Source organism: Chitinophaga agrisoli (assembly GCF_008386695.1).
Lineage (GTDB): Bacteria > Bacteroidota > Bacteroidia > Chitinophagales > Chitinophagaceae > Chitinophaga > Chitinophaga agrisoli.
Window position 1 is genome coordinate 1873393 of the sequence record NZ_VUOC01000002.1, and the last position, 20552, is coordinate 1893944.

The window sequence follows — 20552 nt, forward strand, 5'->3', positions numbered from 1 at the left end:
AACAAAAAATGTGGTTATGACGTGGAAATTTCGTAATCTGTGATACAACCAAAACCGTCGCGGAATAGAGGGAACCACCACGTTAAGATAAGTTCCATGTGTAGCAAAGCTATTTTATCAACCTTAATACTGCATCAAAACTATATGCCTTTACCAAAAAACCTCTGAACTAAACACAGACTATCACCCAAAAAACACAATCTATGTTTCTATCTAAATCTACACTTATGGTGTTGCTATTGATATGCAGCACGTATATGTTGTACGCCCAGCAAAACGTTACAGGCAGGGTAACAGATGCCAGTTTTGGCAAGCCCATACCCGGCGTTACCGTGCGGGTGGCCAACACAAACAGGGGTACTATTTCCGATGCGGACGGCAGGTATACCATTGCCGTTCCTTCGGGCAGCACTCAACTTACTTTCTCCTTCACCGGTTATAAAACAAAGACCGCATCCGCCGGCAGCGGTACGGTAAACATTGCCATGGAAGAGGATTTTGCCCGCCTGGATGAAGTAGTGGTGACCGGCCTCGCCACCACAGTTAAAAGAAGTAACCTGGCCAATGCCGTAGCCACCATCTCTGCCAGGGACCTGGCCGGCACCGCACCCGCTCAGACCTTTGACGCGGCACTGAGCGGCAAGATCCCCGGCGCCCAGATCACCGCTAACTCCGGCGCTCCCGGTGGCGGTATCTCCGTAAAGATGAGGGGTATCACTTCTGTATTTAGTAACTCACAGCCGCTGTATGTAATAGACGGTATTTTTGTGAACAGTGTGGCCGTGCCAGCTGGCCTGAATGATATCACCGCCGCCGCATCTGCCGGTAACCCTAATAACCAGGACAATCCCTCCAGCCGTATTGCGGACCTTAACCCTGCGGATATTGAAAGCATAGAGATCCTGAAGGGCGCCTCCGCGGCTGCATTATACGGTTCCAAAGCTGCCGCGGGCGTGGTGCTGATCACCACCAAACGGGGTAAGACCGGCCGTACTAACATCAGCGTTAACCAGGAAACCGGCTTCGTAAAAGTACGCCACTTGTTAGGCCAGCGTGTTTTCACCTCGGAAACAGCCCTGGAAACATATGGCGCACCCCAGCAGGCAGAGTTTTTGGCAGCCCAGGCAGCCGGCAAGATCTACGATTATGAAAAAGAGCTCTATGGTGAAACCGGATTGGTATTAAATACAAATCTGAGCGTGAGCGGTGGTTCTGAAAAAACTACTTTTTACTTCTCCGCCAACCGCCGGGCAGAAGACGGTATCATTAAAAATACCGGCTATCTTAACAGCTCATTACGGTTGAATATAGACCACCGTATTAATGACCGCATAAGCGTAGGTATTACTACCAACTACGTAAATTCCAGCGCTGACCGTGGCCTTACCAATAACGATAACAACAGTGTTACCTACGGTGTTGCACTGGCTTTCACCCCTGGTTTTACAGATCTTCACAAGGATGAACTGGGTAACTACAAACCAAACAACTACTCTGCATCCAACTTCCTGGAAACAAGGGATAAAATGACGAATAATGAAGCTGTTAACCGTTTCACCACCGGCATAAAACTGGATGCCCGCCTGCAACAGAATGATAAGACCACTACCCGCGTGGTAATGAACGCCGGTGTGGATTATTACAACCTTAAAACAGCCGCCATCTTCCCCGCCTCCCTGCAGTTCATGGCAGCACTCAAGGGCGCATCTATACAGGGCTCTACCAATAACCTGAACACTAACCTGAACGGTTATCTGATCAATAACTTTAACCCCTCCAGTAAATTAAGCTTTAATACCACGATAGGCGCTACCCTGGAAACGGGCAATTTTGAGAACATTCTCGTGACCAGTACACAGCTGATAGGTACACAAACCAACTTAGACCAGGCTGGCGCCACCACCGCCAGGCAGTTCCGGCAGAAATACCGCGACAACGGCATTTTTGCACAGGAAGAGATCGTGATCATGGACGCCTTTACCCTGGCCGGCGGTATACGTTTTGACCGTTCCACCAACAACGGTGATTACAAGAAATATTATGTATATCCTAAAGGCGCCGTTTCCTGGAACCTGGCTAAAATGGCCTTCTGGCACATGTCCGCCATTAACAGCCTGAAACTGCGCGCCGCCTTTGGCCAATCCGGTAACGTACCGCCATACGGCAGTAAATTCACACAGCTGATTGGCTCCAACACAGGCGGTTTCCCCGGCTCGCTGATCGATAACCAGCTGGGTAACCCGGATATTAGACCGGAAAAGCAATCTGAGTTCGAAACAGGTATTGATATTGCCGTGCTGGATGGCCGCGTAAGCCTGGAAGCTACCTATTATAACAAAAAGATCAATGACCTGCTGCTGCGCCGCGCACCCTCCCCTTCTACCGGTTTCACCGCAGAGTGGGCCAACGCCGGCGATCTCCGTAACCGCGGTATAGAGCTGGGCCTTAGCCTGGTACCCATCAATGCCAAAAACATAAGGTGGACCTCCAACATCAACTGGTGGCGAAACCGCTCCCTGGTGACCAAGCTTTCCATTGATCCCTTTGCACTGGGCGCCTTTGGTAACTCACTGGCCACCTTCTTCCTGGAGCAGGGGCAACCCGCTACCCAGATCAAAGGCAGCATTCCTGACCCGCGTGATCCTACCACCAACGTGTTCGTAGCCCTGGGCAACTCTGAGCCTAAATTCCAGATGAGCTTTTTTAACGAAGTGCAGGTGTTTAACAACCTGAGCCTGCGCTTCCTCATCCACTGGAAAAAAGGCGGCGATAACATCAACCTTACCCGTTACCTCACAGACATTGGCGGTACCAGTCCTGATTTTGACGATGACAAAAATGGTAACGGCGTTAAAGACGGCCCCGAACGCCTGGGCTCCGGCAGCGCTTCAATCTTTGTACAGGATGCCGGCTATGTAAGGGTGCGCGAAATAGGCCTGTACTACAACATTCCCGTGCCCAATAACAAGTTCCTGAGAGCCGTGCGCGTAGGCGTTTCCGCCAACAACTGGTTCACCTGGACAGATTATGTAGGGTATGACCCGGAAGTATCCAACTTTGGCAGCAATACCATCAACACTACTACCAGCAGGGGTAGCAACGGTATTTCTACCGGTGTGGATGTAACGCCCTTCCCGGCTTCTAAACGTATGAGCCTGCACGTAGGCGTTGACTTCTGATTAATCTAACCCTTAGTTTTAAACTGATTCTTTATGAAACATAACATCACCAAATATATTAAGCTGGCAAGCCTGCTACTGGTTTTAGGCGCTTGTCAGAAAGGCGATATTCCCAACCTGAATACGCCGGATGCAAGCCTGATCACAGTTAATCCTACCAAAGGAGAGCTGGACAACCTCGTAACGGGCCTGGAATCCGGTATGCGTTTTAACCTGGGTACCTATCTGGAGGTGGTAGGCGTTGTGGGACGGGAGATCTACCGTTTTGCCGGCTCTGAACCGCGTTATACGATAGAATTGCTGGGCGGTGGCGCCTCTACGCTGGATAATAATACCTTTTATATCACCAATCCATGGGCATCACGTTACCGCACCGTGCGCCAGGGCTACCTGCTGATAGAAGGCGCACAAAACGCAACCACTATTACAGAACCGGTACGCAAAGGTTACCTTGGCATAGCCCATACTATCATGGCCTATCAGCTGCTGCTGAACCTGAATATGACAGATGAGAATGGCATACGTGTGGATGTGGCGGATTATAAAAACCTGGGACCTTTTGTGGAGAAAACACCTGCGCTCGAGGCCATCGCACAAATGCTGGACCAGGGACAAGCGGATCTTACCGGGGCAGAAATAGCTTTTCCGCTGGCATCAGGGTTTGATCTGGCACGGGAAGCACCAGACAATGCTTTGACCGCCGCAGGCCTGATCCGTTTTAACCGCGCCTTAGCCGCCAGGGTGGCCGTATACCGCCAACAGTGGGCTGCAGCGCTTACTGCGTTGAACGCTTCGTTCTTTGACCTGAACGGCAGTACCTCCGCTGGCTTTTACAACTCATTTTCCACCAATAGTAACGATCAGTTGAATCCACTCTTTGTACCGCAGAACCAAAGTGGCGAGATCCGCCTGGCACATCCTTCTTACGCAACAGATATCGCCCCCGGCGACGACAGGATTGCAAAAGCTACCCTGCGTAATGCTTCCGCCACCCAAAATGGCCTGACCAGCAACCGCGATGCATGGGTATATACCAGCAACTCCGCGCCTATACCTATTATCCGTAATGAAGAGCTGGTCCTGATCTATGCGGAGGCCAAAATACAGACCAACGCTTTCCCGGATGCCATTGTAGCGCTTAACCGCATACGCATCGCCCATAACCTTCCTGCCTATACCGGCGCTCTTACACAAGCCGCCCTTTTAACAGAAATGCTGCAGCAACGCCGCTATTCCCTGTTCTTTGAAGGGCACCGCTGGGTAGATATGCGCCGCTATGGCCGGTTAGGCGAATTGCCTAAAGACAGGCCGGGTGATGATGTATGGGAAGAATTCCCGATACCGCAGACCGAGAATAATTGATCAAAGCCATAAAAAAGCCGGTTACAGTATGTACTGTAACCGGCTTTTTTTATAAATACTCTATGTAAAACGCCGCTTTATACAGCCCTGCGCTTCAGCTCTTTTCTGATCAGTCCTAATTCCCGGCCCATCTGCCCCGCAATGGAAGTATTCTCCTGCGCCCGGCGTATCAGGTAAGGCATTACATCCTTTACCGGCCCATAAGGCAGGTATTTGGATACATGGTACCCCGCATGCGCCAGGTTAAACGTAATATTATCGCTCATGCCCAGCAGCTGGGAAAAGCTTACATGCGGATGCTGGTGCGGCAGTCCTTTCTGATCCAGCAGGCTGGCCGCCAGCATACAGCTTTGCTCATTATGCGTGCCTATCACTACGGCCATTTGGTCCAGACGGTCCATACAAAATTTTACGGCGGCGTTATAGTCTGTATCCGTAGCGGCTTTGTCCGGTTGTATGGGAGAAGGGTAATTCAGTTCCTCTGCGCGTTTACGCTCTTTTTCCATATAAGCGCCGCGCACCAGCTTGGCCCCCAGCAGGTAACCTTGCTGCTGCGCTTTCTCAAAAGAATCCTGCAGGAATACCAGGCGGTCATGCCGGTACAGCTGGAAGGTATTATATACGATCACAGTACCCTTGTTGAACAGCCGCATCATCTCATCTGCCAGATCATCTACCGGCTGCTGTATCCAGGATTCTTCCGCATCTATCAATAACCCTATCTTATGACGGGCGCATGCCTCAGAGATCGCCTGTATACGGCCACGTACCCTGTCAAACTCCGCTTTCTCGGCTGTATCCAGCGTTTCCCGGCGATGTATCTTCTCCAGCAGCTCAAAACGGGCAAAACCCGTTACTTTAATGGCAATAAAAGGGATATTGGGATTGCCCGCGGCATATTCTGTAGCGCGGATAAACTCCGGCACAGCGTGGTCATAGTTCTCTTCCCCCTCCATCGCCTCTACGCCATAGTCCAGCACCGCGCCTACATGGAACTTACCCAGGGTATGCGCGGTTTGCGCTGCCTCCTGCAGGTTCTCTCCCCCGCAGAACTGTTGGAAAATGGTATGCTTTATCAACCCCTTAACAGGAAGCTTCAATTTAAAGGCCAGCGGCGTAAAAAAGGCACCCAGCTTCACCAGCCATGGCTTACCTATGTTGCTGAACAGGAAATCGGCTTTTTTAAGCGCTTTATCTGTTCTATGCTCAAATGCAATGGCGGTATTATCAAATGATAATGGTAGCTGCTTTTCCATAGGGCCGCAAAGTTAAGGGGCTGCCATTGTTTTAACAAAAATCTGTTTATTTTTAATGTTTCCAGTAAAAATGTCATGTTAAGCAAGATCCGGATGCAATACAACGCCCCACTAATATGCCTGCTACTGATAGCAGTTGGGTTAATACAATGTAAAGAACCAGCCAGGCCAGCCAATAACCTGGTTGCTGGCCTGCAGGACAGCCGCTTTACCTATACCATTTTCGAAGGCCAGTTGGGCCAGCGCAAACGGGTGGTACTGGCAGATAGCAGTATCGTCATGCTGAATGGCGGCTCCCGCCTGTTGGTACCTGCCGGCTACCCGCAGCAAACCCGGGAGCTGATCCTGGACGGAGAAGGCTATTTTGATGCCGCTTTTAACGGCAACGCACAGCCCTTTATCGTAAAAACAGATAAACTCACCGTCACAGCCCTGGGTACCGCCTTCAGGGTACGGTCCTTTGCGGCGCAGCCTGGCGCTACCGCTTACCTGTTGAATGGCAAGGTAAGGGTAGCCAAAACCTACCATTCCGATACAGACAACCAGCCGGAAATACTGGAACGTGGTCAAATGGTACTGGCCAACAAGGAGATAGACCTGATGGAAAAGGAAACCTACGAACCGGCGGAGCTGGAGACCTGGCTACAGGGCGACCTGCAATTCAGGGACCAGCCATTTATGACCGCCATGCGCCAGCTGGAAGACTGGTATGCCGTTACCATCACCGTAAACACAGATGTGTCCGCGATACAGAACATCTCAGCAAGTTTTAAAGATAAAACCCTGCAACAGGTGCTGGATGCCTTAGTAAAACCTAAAGGACTGGATTATAAAATAAAGGATGGGGAAGTAGAGATCAAATAATGTGCTAATGTGCTAATGTGCCAATGTGCTAATAATAAAGAAATAAGCAAATGATAATAAAAAGCCCAAGGCTGGTATCATACCGCCTTGGGCTTTTATCAGTTTACGTTATATAGCCTCTATTGACAAATCAACGCATCAGCACATTAAATCATCCCTGCTCTCAGCAACAGCTCTTTGGTCTTACGGATACCTTCTTCCTCAGACAGATCCTGGCCTTCATATTCAATACCAATATGGCCGGTATAACCCGCATCTTTAACGATCTTCAGCATCTTGCTATAATCTGTCTCCACGCAGTTGCCATTGGCGTCAAAACCATAGGTCTTAGCGCTTACGCCTTTGGCAAAAGGCATTAGCTCCTGCACGCCTTTATAACGGTCATACTCCTCCAGGCATTTGGTTTTGGCCCAGCCCTCCGGTGTATTGCTCTCTGGTTTAGTACGGTTCAGGCAAAAATTACCAAAGTCCGGCAGGGTACCACAGTTAGGCATATTCACCGTTTTCATAACGTTCGACAGCCATCCGCCATCAGAAGAAATACCACCATGGTTCTCCACGATCACATTGATATTGTGATCTTTACCAAATGCGGATAATTTAGAGAGCGAATCTTCCACGGCCTTTGCCACGTCTTCCGGTTTACCCTCACCTGCTGCATTTACGCGGATGGCGTGGCATCCCAGGAACTGCGCCGCTTCCACCCACTTATAGTGGTTTTCTATTGCCTGCGCACGTTTCTTCGCATCCTGGTCACCCATTTCCCCTTCCCCGTCGCACATGATCAGTACACTGTGTACACCGTTGTCGTCACAACGTTTTTTCAGGTCGGTCAGGTAAGCCTTATCCTTTGCCTTATCTTTAAAGAACTGGTTCACATATTCTACCCCATCGATACCAAACTCGTTCTTAGCCCTGGCAGGAAAATCAAGATGGTTCATTTTTCCGGCAAACAAAGCCCGGTGGAATGACCATTCCGCCAGCGAGATCTTAAAAAACAGGCCAGCCGCGGTAGCTTTACCAGCAGTGGTATCTGCAGCGGTACTATCAGTACCTGGTTGTCCGGATGAAGGGCCATTGCCACCACAGGCAGCCAATACGGTTGGCAACATACCCATGCCCATGGTATACATGCCTAATTGACGAAGGAACTCCCGGCGATTTTTTGATGTAGTCATTTACGTGGATTTCGGGTTAAATAAAAACAAAATACAAAATATACGCTACAATATCATTCCTTTAATCACCGTTTAATAGGTATTATCTAATTTAATAATATTTACTATCTTGCATAGTATCCAATAATTCTATTACCTATGAAACTGAACCGAATATTGCCATTGATGGCTGGTATAGCCTTATTTTTTGCCTGTAAAAAAGATGAAGATGCACCTCCCGCTAATGTAGCCATTGCAGGCAAATGGAACTTTATCACCCTGATAAGGAACTATAAACAGGGAAACATAGTGGTAAAAGACACATTGAACTATGCGGCAGACAGTAATAACTGGACATTTGATACCACTGCTCATAAAATTTACCAGGTAAAAAATGCCCTGCTGGATACGGTATATTATAAACTGCTGGATGGCAATAAGAAATTGGTGACATCTACAGATGAGCGTTTTGTATTTGGTAACGACAGCCTCACGATCACTACCCTGGAAGGCAACCAGTTAAAACTGCAGGGGCATACCGAAACGCCCTGGCCCACCGATCTCTTTTATAGCTTTGGCAGATAACGATTGCTACATACAATAATGCCTGTAACAAACTGCAAAGGCAGTGAGTTACAGGCATTATTCTTTATATCTTATTCTGCGTCGGTCAGCTGCAGATCCAGCGGCTTAAGCCCCCTTTACGCCCTATTTCCCGATAAATTCCAGCACGCCCTCAATCACCCGCGGATCCTTCATAATACGGAAATGCCCCTCCCCTTTGATCTTTAACGGCGTTATAGCGGGGTATTGCTGCAGAAAGCTATCTATCTGCTGCTCCCGTACGATACTGTCGGTCTCATCATATGCCACCATTATGTGGTCTGCCTTTATCTGGTCAATATGTTGAAAAAGATCCAATTGCAATAGGTCCTGCTTTAATCGCCTGATAACAAGCTGTTGCACTTTAGGCATCACTTTTTCCGGTATGCCAAATATTTGGAAGGTCTCGCCAAAGAATACAGGCGCGCTCACAGCCGCGCTAACCATTACCAGCCGGGGTACCCGTACTTTTTTATGTACCAGCGTAAGCGCAGCGCTAAGCCCGCCCAGCGAATGGCCTATTATGGCATGTACAGGGCCGGTACGTTGCAGCAGCTGCTCTATGATGTGCATCCATTGTATGAGGTTGGTCTTCCTGCCCTGTGAGGCGCCATGTGCCGGCGCATCAAAAGTGATCACTTCATAACCGGCAGCGGTCAGCGCGGTGATCATCTGTCTAAAGTCAAACGGGCTCCCGCCCCAGCCGTGCAGTAGCAATATCTTTTTGTCGGATTGCCCCCAGCGATAGATACTAAGGGTCAACGGCCGGTCGTCAAAAGGATACCGGCTAAAGGCCGCCTTTTCTAGTACTGCATGTTCCCTTACTGCCAGGTGCGAGTCCCGTAGTTTTCTTTTGGGAGGAGTGCTGTACATGGAAAGGAACATACGGGCCGTTAACCCCGGAAAAGGCTTCCCTAACCGGGATAACATAAAAGCAGAAACTCTAAGGGAGAATGGCAATACCTGACTTTGCATACAATCAATTAGTTTATTGAATAAAAAAGATCAGATCGTGTAATGTTCCATTTCGTCTTTCAGCATGCTCACCACCGCCTTCATCTGTTTATTGCTGTTATGCATCCTGCATACCAGCACAGCGCCTTCCAGCATGGTGAACATCTTTACTGCAAAATATTCCGCATTCCAATCTTCCTGGAACTCCCCGCCCGCCTTGCCAGCGTTGACCAGCTGTACGATCCTGTTCTGGAAATAGGCAATCAGCTCGCTCACCCGGTCCCGCAACTCCGGATGGGTATCATCAGCGTCTGCGCCAAAATTGAGGATTGGACAGCCGCCGTCCATAAAGGGTTGCGTAGCATTGTCAATATAAAAATCGAACAGCGCCTCAAACTTTCCCCGGAAAGTGGGCACAGGGGCGGTAATACCTGCCAGCTTTGCCTTCAGGTTCTCTGCAATATGGTCAAATGCAGCAATGAGGATTTCGTCTTTGGTGGAGAAGTTGCCGTATACGCCGCCCTTAGCCAGTTGGGTGGCCTCCATAATATCGCTGATGGAGGTGCCCGCCACTCCCTTGCTGTTAAATATAGGGGCCGCTTTTTCCACGATAAGTTGCCGGGTCCGTTCGGATTTCTTCATAGGCATAAAATTAGACCGATCGGTTTTAAATAACAAATAAATTTCCGGCACGGAAATTTTTTAGGGGTATATGTTAATAAGGGGAAAGAATAATGGGTTGACGGGGAAACGTGGGTAACTATTTCTTTATAAACAGCAGGATAAAACTAAATGTGGCAATTAACTGGCCAGCCCAGAAAACGAACATCCATTTCATAAGATCAGCTTTGTTATGTGACATCTCACTTCTAACCGTCTTAAACTCATTCCTCATTTCCTCTTTGAATAATGCTGCTTCCTCCCTTACCGCCTTAAATTCATTCCTCACTTCCTCCTTGAATAATGTCGCTTCCTCTCTCACTGCCTTAAATTCGTTTTTTACTTCCTCCTTGAATGCTGCCACCTCTTCCCTTATCGCCTTAAATTCGTTTTTTACTTCCTCCTTGAATGCTGCCACCTCCTCCCTTATCGCCTTAAATTCATTCTTAGTGTTCTCTCCGGACGATAAAAACTCCCTCCGCAATGCTTCCACATCCCGCTTTGTGGCCAGATGATCCAATTTACCGTTAAGTACTCTTTCAATTGCCATAATGTCTGTGTTTTCTACATATTCAATGATCGTTCGTGCATCCGTTGCGCCATACGACCCTTCCAGTATTTTAAATACTTCCAATGCTTTTGATCTCATTCGGTTAACAGTTTTGATTTACTGCTAAAATACCCAAATAATTAGCGATTTTCAAAAACCTCTCCATATTTTTTAAAACAAAATCACCCCATATTCACAGTGAAAATCGATTCTTCAATTCGACGTTTCTTACATCGTTTCGATCTCATTTTTATGCATGGGTTTATAGATCAGATAGTAATAAGCCAGTATCAACACTCCCATCGTGAACGGGATCACCGCCAGGTGTTTATAGGTAATATCGCCGGTAATGGTCAGCGCATCAAAATGCAGGAACTCACTGATCATCCAGTAAGAGTTAGCTGTGATCCATACAGTAATGGCCACATTATGGCAAAGCTCCGATACAAACTGGCGGGTACGCCAGGCAATAATGATAGATATGATCAGCGTAGGGAAGATCATGATAATGCCCAAAGGTTTCCATATCAGGCACCAGCTAATGTCTTTCAGCAGCCAGAAAACAATATGCAGGTTCTCCATGCGCCGGTATCCAACAGGAATACTGTACATATTGCCAGGCGTATTGGCGGTAGCGGTTTGTGTGAGGGTATCTTGCTCCATAAGCGCAAAAATATAAAAAGGCGCACATTGTACCTACCTGTCATTTCCCAAAACCCGGTTGTCGTAAAATGGTAAGGGAATGGCGCCTGCCGGTAACTCCTACCCCCTTGAACAACAATAGCTTTGCACCATACAACAACAAAATTACAGATATGGAAAAGCAAACATTACAGGTAGTCAGCGAATTTGTGACCGCCGTACAGCAAATGAACCAGGAAAAACTAGCCGCCCTGCTCCACCCGGATGTAAAATGGCATCAGCCCGGCAACCACCGTTTTTCCGGCGTAAAACAGAACTGCATGGAAGTATTCCAGATGGTGGGCGGTATGTTCCAGGTATCGGAAAATACGCTGGCCTTAACGGATATCAAATTACTGGCAGTGAACGGCAACAGCGCGGCCTGTGTGCTGCACTTTAAGGCTACCCGCCCTGGCGCTACGCTCGATACGGATAATATCGACGTCTACACGGTAGCCGATGGAAAGATCATTGAGGCCAGGATCCATGTACAGGATCCGGAACAGGAAGATACATTCTGGGGTAAGACCAACTAGCAACCTACGTATAGCCTGTACCTTCCCGGTACAGGCTATCACTTTATTTTTTTACAGTTACGCTCCAGTCATTCCCGCTTTCAATATGGTACTTGCCGGCAAAGCTTCCCATATTCAGCGCAAAGGACAGCTGCATCAGGCTGTTCAGGTAAGCCAGGGGCTGCCCTTCCGGCACATCGCCAAAAGTGTGCGCATAAGGTATGCTACCACTGTACACCTGCTTCCCTTTATGATAAAGCGTTACCTGCAGGCGGCCGCCCGCGGGAATATTAAGCTGCTTAAACAGATCTGCCGGGATATTGGTCCACAGGTTACCATACTGCACATCCAGTATGGCAATCGTGCCTTTAAGGGTGTTCCCCTCCAGTATTGCCGGTTGATGGGAGATCGTTACCACAGTATCCGGCAATGCAGGCCCTACCTGCTCAAATGTGATAACGCCGGCCGCCAGCCTGGCGCCGGTATAGGCGTACACATCCCGGCCATGAAAAGTATAGGATGCGCGGGAGTCTTTCCGCCGGTTCACCGCTTCGTCTATTTCACGTATGGCCTCAATGCCTTCTGATTGTGCTATCAGGGTAAGGGTGCCATTATCCGGTGTTACAATAAAATGCCCTGCTTTTGTTTTCAGCACCACGGACTTGCGCTGAGTGCCCACGCCCGGGTCTACTACAGATACAAACACCGTTCCTTTAGGCCAGTACGGTATGGTCTGCTCCAGCCGGTATGCGGCCTCCCATATGTTATAAGGCGGTATCTCATGGGTAACGTCATACAGTTTTAATGCGTCAGATACCCCATTGGCCACACCTTTCATGGCAGATACGGCGCCATCCTTTAATCCAAAGTCCGACTGGAAAACAACGATCTTATTCTGTGCATACAGCCGGTCTGCCGCCAGTGCAAACAACAATAGCCATAATAATTTTTTTACAGTAGCCGACATAAGAGAATAATATAGGTGATGACTGAAAGTATAAAATTACAATTTACCGTTATTTATGAGTAAATTTCTGCACATCAGCCAAACATAACTCTTATGTACTATCAGTACTGCAGCAGACTCATTTTTATCCTGTTAATGCTCCCTTTCCTTTTATCCGCCCAGTCCATTAAGATCGTTACCAACCATATAGGTTATGAAAGCGGCAAAGCTAAAAAAGCCGTGATCGTGGGAGATCACCGGCCTGCCATCAACAGTTTTCAGCTAGTAAACGCCGCTACCGGTAAAGTCGTATATAACGGTAAGCTAACATCGCCTCAGCCGGTGCAAAAATGGAAGAACTGGGTTTTCTGGAACATGGACTTCAGCGCATATAACACTCCCGGCGCCTACAAGCTACAGGTAACGGCTGATGGGAAAACCATCCTGTCCTATCCATTCACGATAGGCAGGAACGTATTGGAACAAGCCACTATCTCCGATGTGATCTACTACTTTAAAGGACAACGCAGCTCCGGCCTGCTGGATAAAGCAGACGGGCGCCTCCTGCTGGAGGGACGGACCACTGATACGATAGACGCCCATGGCGGCTGGTATGATGCTACCGGCGATTACGGCAAACACCTCTCCCACCTCAGCTTCTCTACATACTTCAATCCGCAGCAGATCTCCCTTACAGTATGGAGCCTGTTAAAAACATACGCCCTGTTACATAAAAAGAGCGGCACAGACTATCGGCAGTACAACCGCCGCTTACTGGATGAAGCCATGTATGGAGCAGATTTCCTGGCCCGTGTACATCCCGCAACAGGCTCCTTCTACCGCTCCGTATCTGCGCCCGGCCCCGGCAAGCTAGCAAAGGACCGTGTAATACATGGAGAGGAAAAAGGTTACAGCATCAAACAATCCGCCAACCAGGCAGCCAATAAAAAAACGGCGGCAGACGACTGGAAAAGTTACCAGGCCAGTTACCGTTCCGGCGGCGGCATCGCTATTGCGGCCCTGGCCATGGCCGCTACCTACGATACCTCCGGCGAGTACAGTAATGCAGACTACCTGCGCGCGGCAGAAGATGCTTTTGCTTTCCTGGAACAGAATAATCCCTCCATGACCAATGATGGTAAAGAGAATATTGTGGATGACTATTGCGCATTGGCCGCTGCTACAGAATTATACAAAGCCACAAAAAAAACCGGGTACAAAACAGCCGCGGACAAAAGAGCAACGCAGCTCATGAACCGCCTTATTTCCTGGAAAAACTATCACAATTACTGGCGGGCAGACGATAAGGACCGTCCTTTCTTCCATGCGGCAGATGCGGGTTTCCCCATTGTAAGCCTGGTCGGCTACTACGATATTGCGGACGATGTGGCAAAAGACCATATACGTGAAGTGCTGAAACAATCGCTTACATTTGAACTGGGCATCACGCACGAAGTGAACAATCCCTTCGGTTACAGCCGCCAGCTGGTACAGGATACAGCAGGGAATCGCCACAGCGCCTTCTTCTTCCCGCACGGCACGGAAACCGCCCCGTGGTGGCAGGGAGAAAATGCAAGGATAGCCTCTATGGCCAGCGCGGCACGGATGGCCGCATCCCTTTTCAAAAACGATAAGTCCTTGCATGACAAGCTCGAAAGTTTTGCGCTGGACCAGCTGAACTGGATCCTCGGCCTCAATCCTTATGACGCTTGTATGCTCCAGGGCGCCGGACATAACAACCCGGCCTATGGCTTCTTTGGCACTTTTGAATACACCAATGCGCCCGGTGGTATTGTAAATGGCATTACCTCCGGCCTGAATGATGAAGAGGATATCGACTTCAATCTTTCCTATGCCACTACCGGCAAAGATTATGACTGGCGATGGGCAGAGCAGTGGTTGCCACATGCGGCCTGGTATCTGTTGGCCGTGGCGCTGGGAGAATAAGATCGTTGCCGGAAGAAAAACAAAACAGCAAAGTTTACCACTCAAAAAACTAATATGCGCACGTTTATCAGGTACCTTTTCCACGTTTGCCTGCCGTTACTGGCCATTATACCAGCTATAGCGCAGGATACCGGCCGCGTTATCCCCTTATGGCCCAATGGCGCGCCTGGCTATGAAAACCGCCGCAATGAGCCGGAACAAGCCAAAGATTATTGGGTAAAGAACATCCACAACCCGTCCATTACAGTATATCTGCCGCCAAAAGAGAAAGCCACGGGCGCTGCAGTACTCATTTGTCCCGGTGGCGGGCACCGCCTGCTGGTATATACAGCGGAAGGCGTAGAGCCGGCGCGTTTCCTCAACAGTATAGGCGTTGCTGCTATTATCCTCAAATACCGCCTGTTCCGCGAAGACTCCACCTACAGCCTGGAAAAAGAGGTAAAACAAGATGCCTACCGCGCCATGCGCCTGGTGCGCAGCCATGCCACCCAATGGAATATTGATCCCAGCCGCGTGGGCATCTGGGGATTTTCTGCAGGCGGGGAAGTAGTAGCCCAGGTGGCCTACCAGTCTGGCGCGGGTGATCCTAATGCCCCGGATCCGGTGGATCGCCTGAACGGCAAACCTGATTTTCAGATACTGGTATATCCCGGTCCGCTGGGTGTACCGGAGCAGGTACCGGCAGATGCGCCCCGCGCATTCCTGATTGCGGCTAATGATGATGAATGTTGCTCCGTACCTATTGTAAACCTGTTACAACGGTACCGGGCCGCCAAAGTACCGGTAGAAGCACATGTATTCGCCAATGGCAGCCATGCCTTTAATATGGGTTACCGTTCTACCTTGCAGTCCCTCAAGGCCTGGCCGCCATTGCTGACCAACTGGCTGGCGGATAGTAACATCTCACCCAAACATTAAAATAAACAGCGGGAGCGCTAATTCGGCAATCCGTATATGTAGTAACATTTCAATAAACATGTAAGACTGTCAGCATCCCCAACATATGGAGGGCAGATATCATATTGCTACGCCTGCTGAACATTATCCTGATCCCGGGAGGTCTGGTGCCGCAGCATTAGCGCGCCCAGCCTCCGCACAACCCGTTATCCGCACTAACCGTTGGCGCCACCAGCCAATTTACCGCCCGGAATGAACCACTACCAATCATTCCGGACATTCCCCTGCATTTCACCCCGCTTATTCCATTGGTTATTAACATATAATCATTTTTATTAAATTTTAAATTTTTTGTTTGTATTTTGCCGCCTCCAGAAACCGTAATCTTTATTTTAAAGCGCTATTTAGCAACATGTTACGCAAATCCTTATCCTATGATTGCAGGAAGCATTTCAGTGTTTTGCTTTTTGCCTCGATGATTCTCTCCATTCAGAGTACAATTGCAGCCAACAATCCTGTAAGCGGTAAACCGCTCCGGGACACTACCATTTTTCAGGCCACAGATGCCCCCACTGCACCCGCTGTGGACGACGGAATGCCCATTGAGCTGGGCGTTAAGTTCCGCTCTGCGCAGAATGGCCAGGTAAACGGCATTCGCTTTTACAAAGGCGCTGCGAAAGGTGGTAAATACCTGGTACACCTGTGGAATACTACCGGCACTAAGCTGGGAGAAGCCGCTTTTACCGGCGACAGTACAATTGGCTGGAAAGAGGTGCTATTTGAAAAACCTATAGAAATAAAGGCCAGCACCACCTACATAGCCGCCTATTTTAGCGGCCCCGGTGACTATGCCAGCACCAATCCCTTCTTTACAAAAGGTGTGGTGAATGGCCCCCTGCGCGCCCTGGCCACTGGAGACGATGGCCCTAACGGTGTGTACAAATACGCGGACGCGCCAACATTCCCGGACGATAACTATGGTTCCAATAACTATTGGGTGGATGTGCTGTTTATACCGGATGCCAACGCGCCTGTAGCCGCTACTCCCACAACCACAGACAACGCCACCGCGGCAGCGCCCGTAAAGGACACGCTGCCACCGGCGATCTCTAACGTACACACCGCTCCTAATCCTGATGGATCTGTGGCCGTTACCTGGACCACCAACGAAAATGCAGATGCCGCCATACGTTACGATGTAAGCCCTGACAGCCTTACCCTGCATATGGAAGAAACATCTCCGGCTACCTCCCATAACCTGCATCTCACGAAGCTTACGCCGGGTATCACTTATTATTTCCGCATCATTTCCAAAGACGCTGCGGGTAATACAATAGTAAAACCTACTATTGGCGCGCCACCCTTAAGCTTTAAGCTGCCCGAAGCCCCTTGTGCTATTGACAAAGCGCCGGAAGAGCTGAATGCAGGTACGCCGGATGTTGGCACGCTTATCACCGCCGATGGCGCCGTAACCTTACAGCCAATGGTAAGCGAGGAATTCGCCAGCGCGCTCACTACCATCCCTGCCGGTTGGAAAGGCGCCCGTTACAATACTGATGGTACTACGGTAAACAACAAAGGTGTGATCACCGTAAGCGGTACCCATATGTTCTCTGAAAACACTTATGAGCCCGGATCATCTATCGAGTTTGCCGCAACTTTCACAGAAGGGAACTACCAGAATATCGGCTTCTCTATTGATGAAGGATTTAACAACGGTCCCTGGGTAATGGTGGGCGAAGCAGCGCCGGACGGCAACCTGTATGCCCGTGCCTCTAATAATACCGCTATCAGCCTGGGCACTCGCTTATTTGATGCACAGCACCGCTTCCAGATCAAATGGAATCCCGGCGGCTTCGAGTTCTATATAGATGGCGATACCAAACCCGCCGCGGTGATCAACATGCCTGTAAAGACAAATATGTTCATACAGGTGAGCGATTACGTGTCCAGCGATAATAACCTGTCTATTGACTGGATGCATGTGGCGCCATATGCGCTCACCGGCAGCTTTACATCCCGTGCATTCGACGCCGGCGACATTACAGATTGGGGAGCAATAACCTGGCATGGCGATACGCCTGCCGGCACCTCCATCTCCATGGCCATCAGTACCGGTAATACAGCAGACCCAAATGACGGCAGCTGGACCTCTTTTAAGCCTATTAACGCGCAGGGCGAATCCGTGGCCGCTAACAGCCGCTTTATCCAGTATAAAGCAACCCTTAAGACCACTGATAACAAAGTAACGCCCGTGCTTAAAGGAGTAGCGATCAACTGTAAAGGCAACGGCCGTATGCGCGAACAGGTAAAGGAAGCGCTTAAACCGTCTGCCGAAACCCCTCCTCCCGGCACTGGCCTCAGCGTGAAGGTGATGCCTAACCCTAGTTCCGATTATTTTGAGCTGGCTACCACTAGCGGCAACAATGATAAAACGATCATATTGAACGTGCTGGATAGTTACGGACGTATTGTGGAGCACCACCAGGGCCTGCCGCCCAACGGTAGCTTACAGTTCGGACAATCGCTGGCGCCGGGCACTTACTTTACAGAAGTATTGCAGGGAGCTACACGGAAAACAGTTAAGATCATTAAGGTAAAATAACGCTTAATAATAAAAAGGAAAGGGTCNNGACCCTTTCCTTTTTATTATTAGCCGGGAATGATTATTCCCTTCTGCTTTCCACGGTATAAACAAAACTATCCGCCCGGTAATAACCCAGGTTATATTCAATCGGGCGCTCTCCCTGGTCATACACAAAACGTTTCCTGCAAAGGATCGGCGAGCCCGGTTCCACCTCCAGCTTGGCAGCCAGGAATTTATCAGCTGCTTTGGCGCTGATCTCCTCTTTTGAAAGGGTGGCCGTAACATGATAGTCCTTTTCCAGTATATCATACAGCGGACGCTTAAAGTCCTCTTCTCCTGTCAGCCCCACCCTCGGGTGAAAATAGGAGATGAAATACACAAAAGGACCTTCCAGCTTGCCCCGCAACCGTTCCAGCTTCAGGATCTTCTTAGCAGTGCCTATGTCAAAAAAATCTGCGATAGCGTCTTCGGGTGTTACCCAGGTAACATGCAGTTCAAAATTTTTGATGTGCACGCCACGGGCAGTCATTTCCTGCGTAAAGCTTAGCCAGTTCTTGGATTTGGAGCTGATGGCCGGCTCCGCTATACGGGTGCCAACGCCTTTTTTTCGTACCAGTAGTCCTTCATATACAAGTTTATTCAGGGCCTGGCGTAACGTGGATCTTGAAATGGCGAATTGTTTGGCCAGCTGTATCTCGTTTGGTAAAAACTTGCCGTTAGCGTACTGCGGATCCTTTATGATGGCACGCAGTAGATTTTCCGCCTGAAGGTGCAGGGGAACGGGATTCTTGTGGTCCAGATTATAGTTCATGTTCGCTATAGGTAAGCACAAAATACTAAAAAAACTAATGCGGCTATGTCCGGTCGTTTAGTATGTATAATCATAGTTTTTCCCTTAATAGGTATAAAATTAATACTTATTAACCAAAATGCATTATCTAATATACTTAATATCAATCAAAAACGAAATATTGGGGAATATTTCACCAATTTTCAAAGATACTTGCAAAAGTGGATTCATGTTTATATGTTTGTACATTCACAGGCGAGCATATGAAAAGCACCGTTATCATTCACGTTATTGCCGGCTTTTTGACTTGTTTTCAACCATCTTATGCGCAAATCAACCAACATAAACTGGCTGCCGCTATTCTTGCAGATAACCGCTTAGATACGATACAGTCAAGGGCATTAAGCCTGCTTACAGGCTTTGCCGCAGGTACCTCTTACGGTGAAGTGTGGATACGGGACTTTAACACCTTCATCAAAGGCTCGCTGCAGGTGCATCCTAAGGATACAGTGAAAAATATGCTGCTGCTCTTTTTCCGCCTGCAAGGCAGCGGCGGGGACATTGTAGATGGCGCTATTGACAGCCGCAAGGCGCGTGCGGGTTATCAATACCGGCATACAGCGCTGGCGCCGGGCTGGTCCGCACATAAGAACACAGTAGAGACAGACCAGGAATCATCGCTCATACAGGCAGTAAAAAAATATATCGACGCTACCGGTGATCGCTCCATCCTTACAGAAAAGATAGGCGACACGACAGTGTTACAACGCATGGAAGCCGCGCTGACATATGTGATGCGCGAACGCTGGTCTGCCAAATACGGATTGGTAACGGGCGCTACTACAATAGATTGGGGGGATGTACAACCGGAAACCGGCTGGGGCGTAGCCATCAACGATAAGACCAAATGGGCCATTGATATTTATGATAATGCCATGTTTGCCCTGGCGCTGCAGGACTTCCTTTCCATGCAACCGGCAGGTTATCAGCCGGCAAAGGATTGGAAAAAGATAGCCGCACAGATCCGTGAACATGTAAGGCAATATCTCTGGCAACCGGCATCCCAGCATTATCTGCCGCATTTGTATTTAAACGGCAGCCCATTCTCAGCAGATTTTAACGAAAAAGAGATACTATATACCGGCGGTACTGCTTGTGCAGTGCTGGCGGGTTTTCACAACCAAAATGAGATTGCCGCCATCAACCGCCAGATGGTACAGGCAGCCGCTAAAGAAAAACATGCCACCATCGGCATAACTGTATATCCGCCTTATCCGGCAAAGCAGTTTCCCAATATGCATCCTTATGTATATCAGAATGCAGGGGACTGGACCTGGTTTGGTGGGCGCATGATACAGGCATTGATACAAAATGGGTTTATAAACGAAGCAGTGAACGAATTAAACCCGATGCTCGACCGCGTGCTTGCGCACAATGGTTTCTTTGAATGGTACGACGTACAAACAGGCGCCCCCAAAGGATCAGGGGACTTCCGGGGCGAAGCCGGCGTACTATATGATACAATCACGTTATTAAAACAATGGGCGACTCAACATAAATGAGGTACTAGCCATCCGTGCCTCATATTTTCTACATTCTATTCG

Annotated in this window: 17 protein-coding genes; 9 read left to right on the forward strand and 8 right to left on the reverse strand. The window is 49.1% G+C overall.

Translation table 11 applies throughout. The features are described from left to right. The first annotated feature begins 203 nt into the window (after positions 1–203). Positions 204–3179 (forward strand): SusC/RagA family TonB-linked outer membrane protein, encoded by a 2976-nt coding sequence (locus F0L74_RS14860; protein WP_149838631.1) that lies wholly within the window; start codon positions 204–206, stop codon positions 3177–3179. A 33-nt stretch (positions 3180–3212) separates the two neighbouring features. Further along, positions 3213–4541, forward strand: coding sequence for a RagB/SusD family nutrient uptake outer membrane protein (locus tag F0L74_RS14865; RefSeq protein WP_149838632.1), 1329 nt, complete (start codon positions 3213–3215; stop codon positions 4539–4541). Positions 4542–4618: 77 nt separating this feature from the next. On the opposite strand, the gene F0L74_RS14870 is transcribed toward F0L74_RS14865, so the two are convergent. Next, positions 4619–5797: a proline dehydrogenase family protein gene (locus F0L74_RS14870; protein WP_149838633.1), complete on the reverse strand. Its 1179-nt coding sequence runs from the start codon at positions 5795–5797 to the stop codon at positions 4619–4621. Between the two features lie 75 nt (positions 5798–5872). Here F0L74_RS14870 and F0L74_RS14875 point away from each other — a divergent pair, with 75 nt between their 5' ends. Continuing rightward, positions 5873–6661 (forward strand): FecR family protein, encoded by a 789-nt coding sequence (locus tag F0L74_RS14875; RefSeq protein ID WP_149838634.1) that lies wholly within the window; start codon positions 5873–5875, stop codon positions 6659–6661. Between the two features lie 146 nt (positions 6662–6807). Here F0L74_RS14875 and F0L74_RS14880 read toward each other — a convergent pair whose 3' ends face one another. Continuing rightward, entirely contained in the window at positions 6808–7839 is a 1032-nt protein-coding gene (locus tag F0L74_RS14880; protein ID WP_149838635.1) for a sugar phosphate isomerase/epimerase family protein, read from the reverse strand. 138 nt (positions 7840–7977) lie between these two features. On the opposite strand from F0L74_RS14880, the gene F0L74_RS14885 reads away from it, so the two are divergent. After that, entirely contained in the window at positions 7978–8403 is a 426-nt protein-coding gene (locus F0L74_RS14885) for a hypothetical protein (RefSeq protein ID WP_149838636.1), read from the forward strand. Between the two features lie 123 nt (positions 8404–8526). Here the strand turns inward: F0L74_RS14885 and F0L74_RS14890 are convergent, their stop codons facing one another. From F0L74_RS14890 to F0L74_RS14905, 4 genes are all read right to left on the reverse strand, one after another. Next, positions 8527–9396, reverse strand: coding sequence for an alpha/beta fold hydrolase (locus tag F0L74_RS14890; RefSeq protein ID WP_149838637.1), 870 nt, complete (start codon positions 9394–9396; stop codon positions 8527–8529). Between the two features lie 30 nt (positions 9397–9426). Further along, a complete protein-coding gene (locus F0L74_RS14895) occupies positions 9427–10017 on the reverse strand; it encodes a TetR/AcrR family transcriptional regulator (protein ID WP_188316010.1) in 591 nt (196 codons plus the stop codon). Positions 10018–10135: 118 nt separating this feature from the next. Further along, positions 10136–10684, reverse strand: a complete 549-nt coding sequence (locus tag F0L74_RS14900) for a DUF1640 domain-containing protein (RefSeq protein ID WP_149838639.1) — start codon at positions 10682–10684, stop codon at positions 10136–10138. A gap of 129 nt (positions 10685–10813) precedes the next feature. Further along, a complete protein-coding gene (locus F0L74_RS14905) occupies positions 10814–11248 on the reverse strand; it encodes a hypothetical protein (RefSeq protein ID WP_246197714.1) in 435 nt (144 codons plus the stop codon). 152 nt (positions 11249–11400) lie between these two features. Between F0L74_RS14905 and F0L74_RS14910 the strand changes: the two genes are divergently transcribed. Further along, on the forward strand, positions 11401–11802 hold the full coding sequence (locus F0L74_RS14910; protein WP_149838640.1) for a nuclear transport factor 2 family protein: 402 nt from the start codon (positions 11401–11403) through the stop codon (positions 11800–11802). A gap of 43 nt (positions 11803–11845) precedes the next feature. Here F0L74_RS14910 and F0L74_RS14915 read toward each other — a convergent pair whose 3' ends face one another. Beyond that, positions 11846–12748 carry an SAM hydrolase/SAM-dependent halogenase family protein gene (locus F0L74_RS14915; protein WP_149838641.1) on the reverse strand — a complete coding sequence of 301 codons (903 nt, stop codon included), beginning with the start codon at positions 12746–12748 and terminating at the stop codon, positions 11846–11848. 93 nt (positions 12749–12841) lie between these two features. Here F0L74_RS14915 and F0L74_RS14920 point away from each other — a divergent pair, with 93 nt between their 5' ends. From F0L74_RS14920 to F0L74_RS14930, 3 genes are all read left to right on the forward strand, one after another. Further along, complete coding sequence (locus tag F0L74_RS14920) at positions 12842–14674, forward strand: glycoside hydrolase family 9 protein (protein ID WP_213086970.1); 1833 nt, start codon at positions 12842–12844, stop codon at positions 14672–14674. Positions 14675–14728: 54 nt separating this feature from the next. Continuing rightward, entirely contained in the window at positions 14729–15592 is an 864-nt protein-coding gene (locus tag F0L74_RS14925; protein ID WP_149838642.1) for an alpha/beta hydrolase, read from the forward strand. A 454-nt stretch (positions 15593–16046) separates the two neighbouring features. Continuing rightward, positions 16047–18176, forward strand: a complete 2130-nt coding sequence (locus tag F0L74_RS14930; protein WP_188316011.1) for a DUF4082 domain-containing protein — start codon at positions 16047–16049, stop codon at positions 18174–18176. A 61-nt stretch (positions 18177–18237) separates the two neighbouring features. On the opposite strand, the gene F0L74_RS14935 is transcribed toward F0L74_RS14930, so the two are convergent. Continuing rightward, the gene (locus tag F0L74_RS14935; RefSeq protein ID WP_149838644.1) at positions 18238–18969 is read right to left on the reverse strand and encodes a GntR family transcriptional regulator; all 732 of its coding nucleotides are present in this window, start codon (positions 18967–18969) and stop codon (positions 18238–18240) included. A 242-nt stretch (positions 18970–19211) separates the two neighbouring features. Here F0L74_RS14935 and F0L74_RS14940 point away from each other — a divergent pair, with 242 nt between their 5' ends. Then, positions 19212–20510, forward strand: coding sequence for a GH36-type glycosyl hydrolase domain-containing protein (locus tag F0L74_RS14940; RefSeq protein WP_149838645.1), 1299 nt, complete (start codon positions 19212–19214; stop codon positions 20508–20510). Positions 20511–20552: the final 42 nt, after the last annotated feature.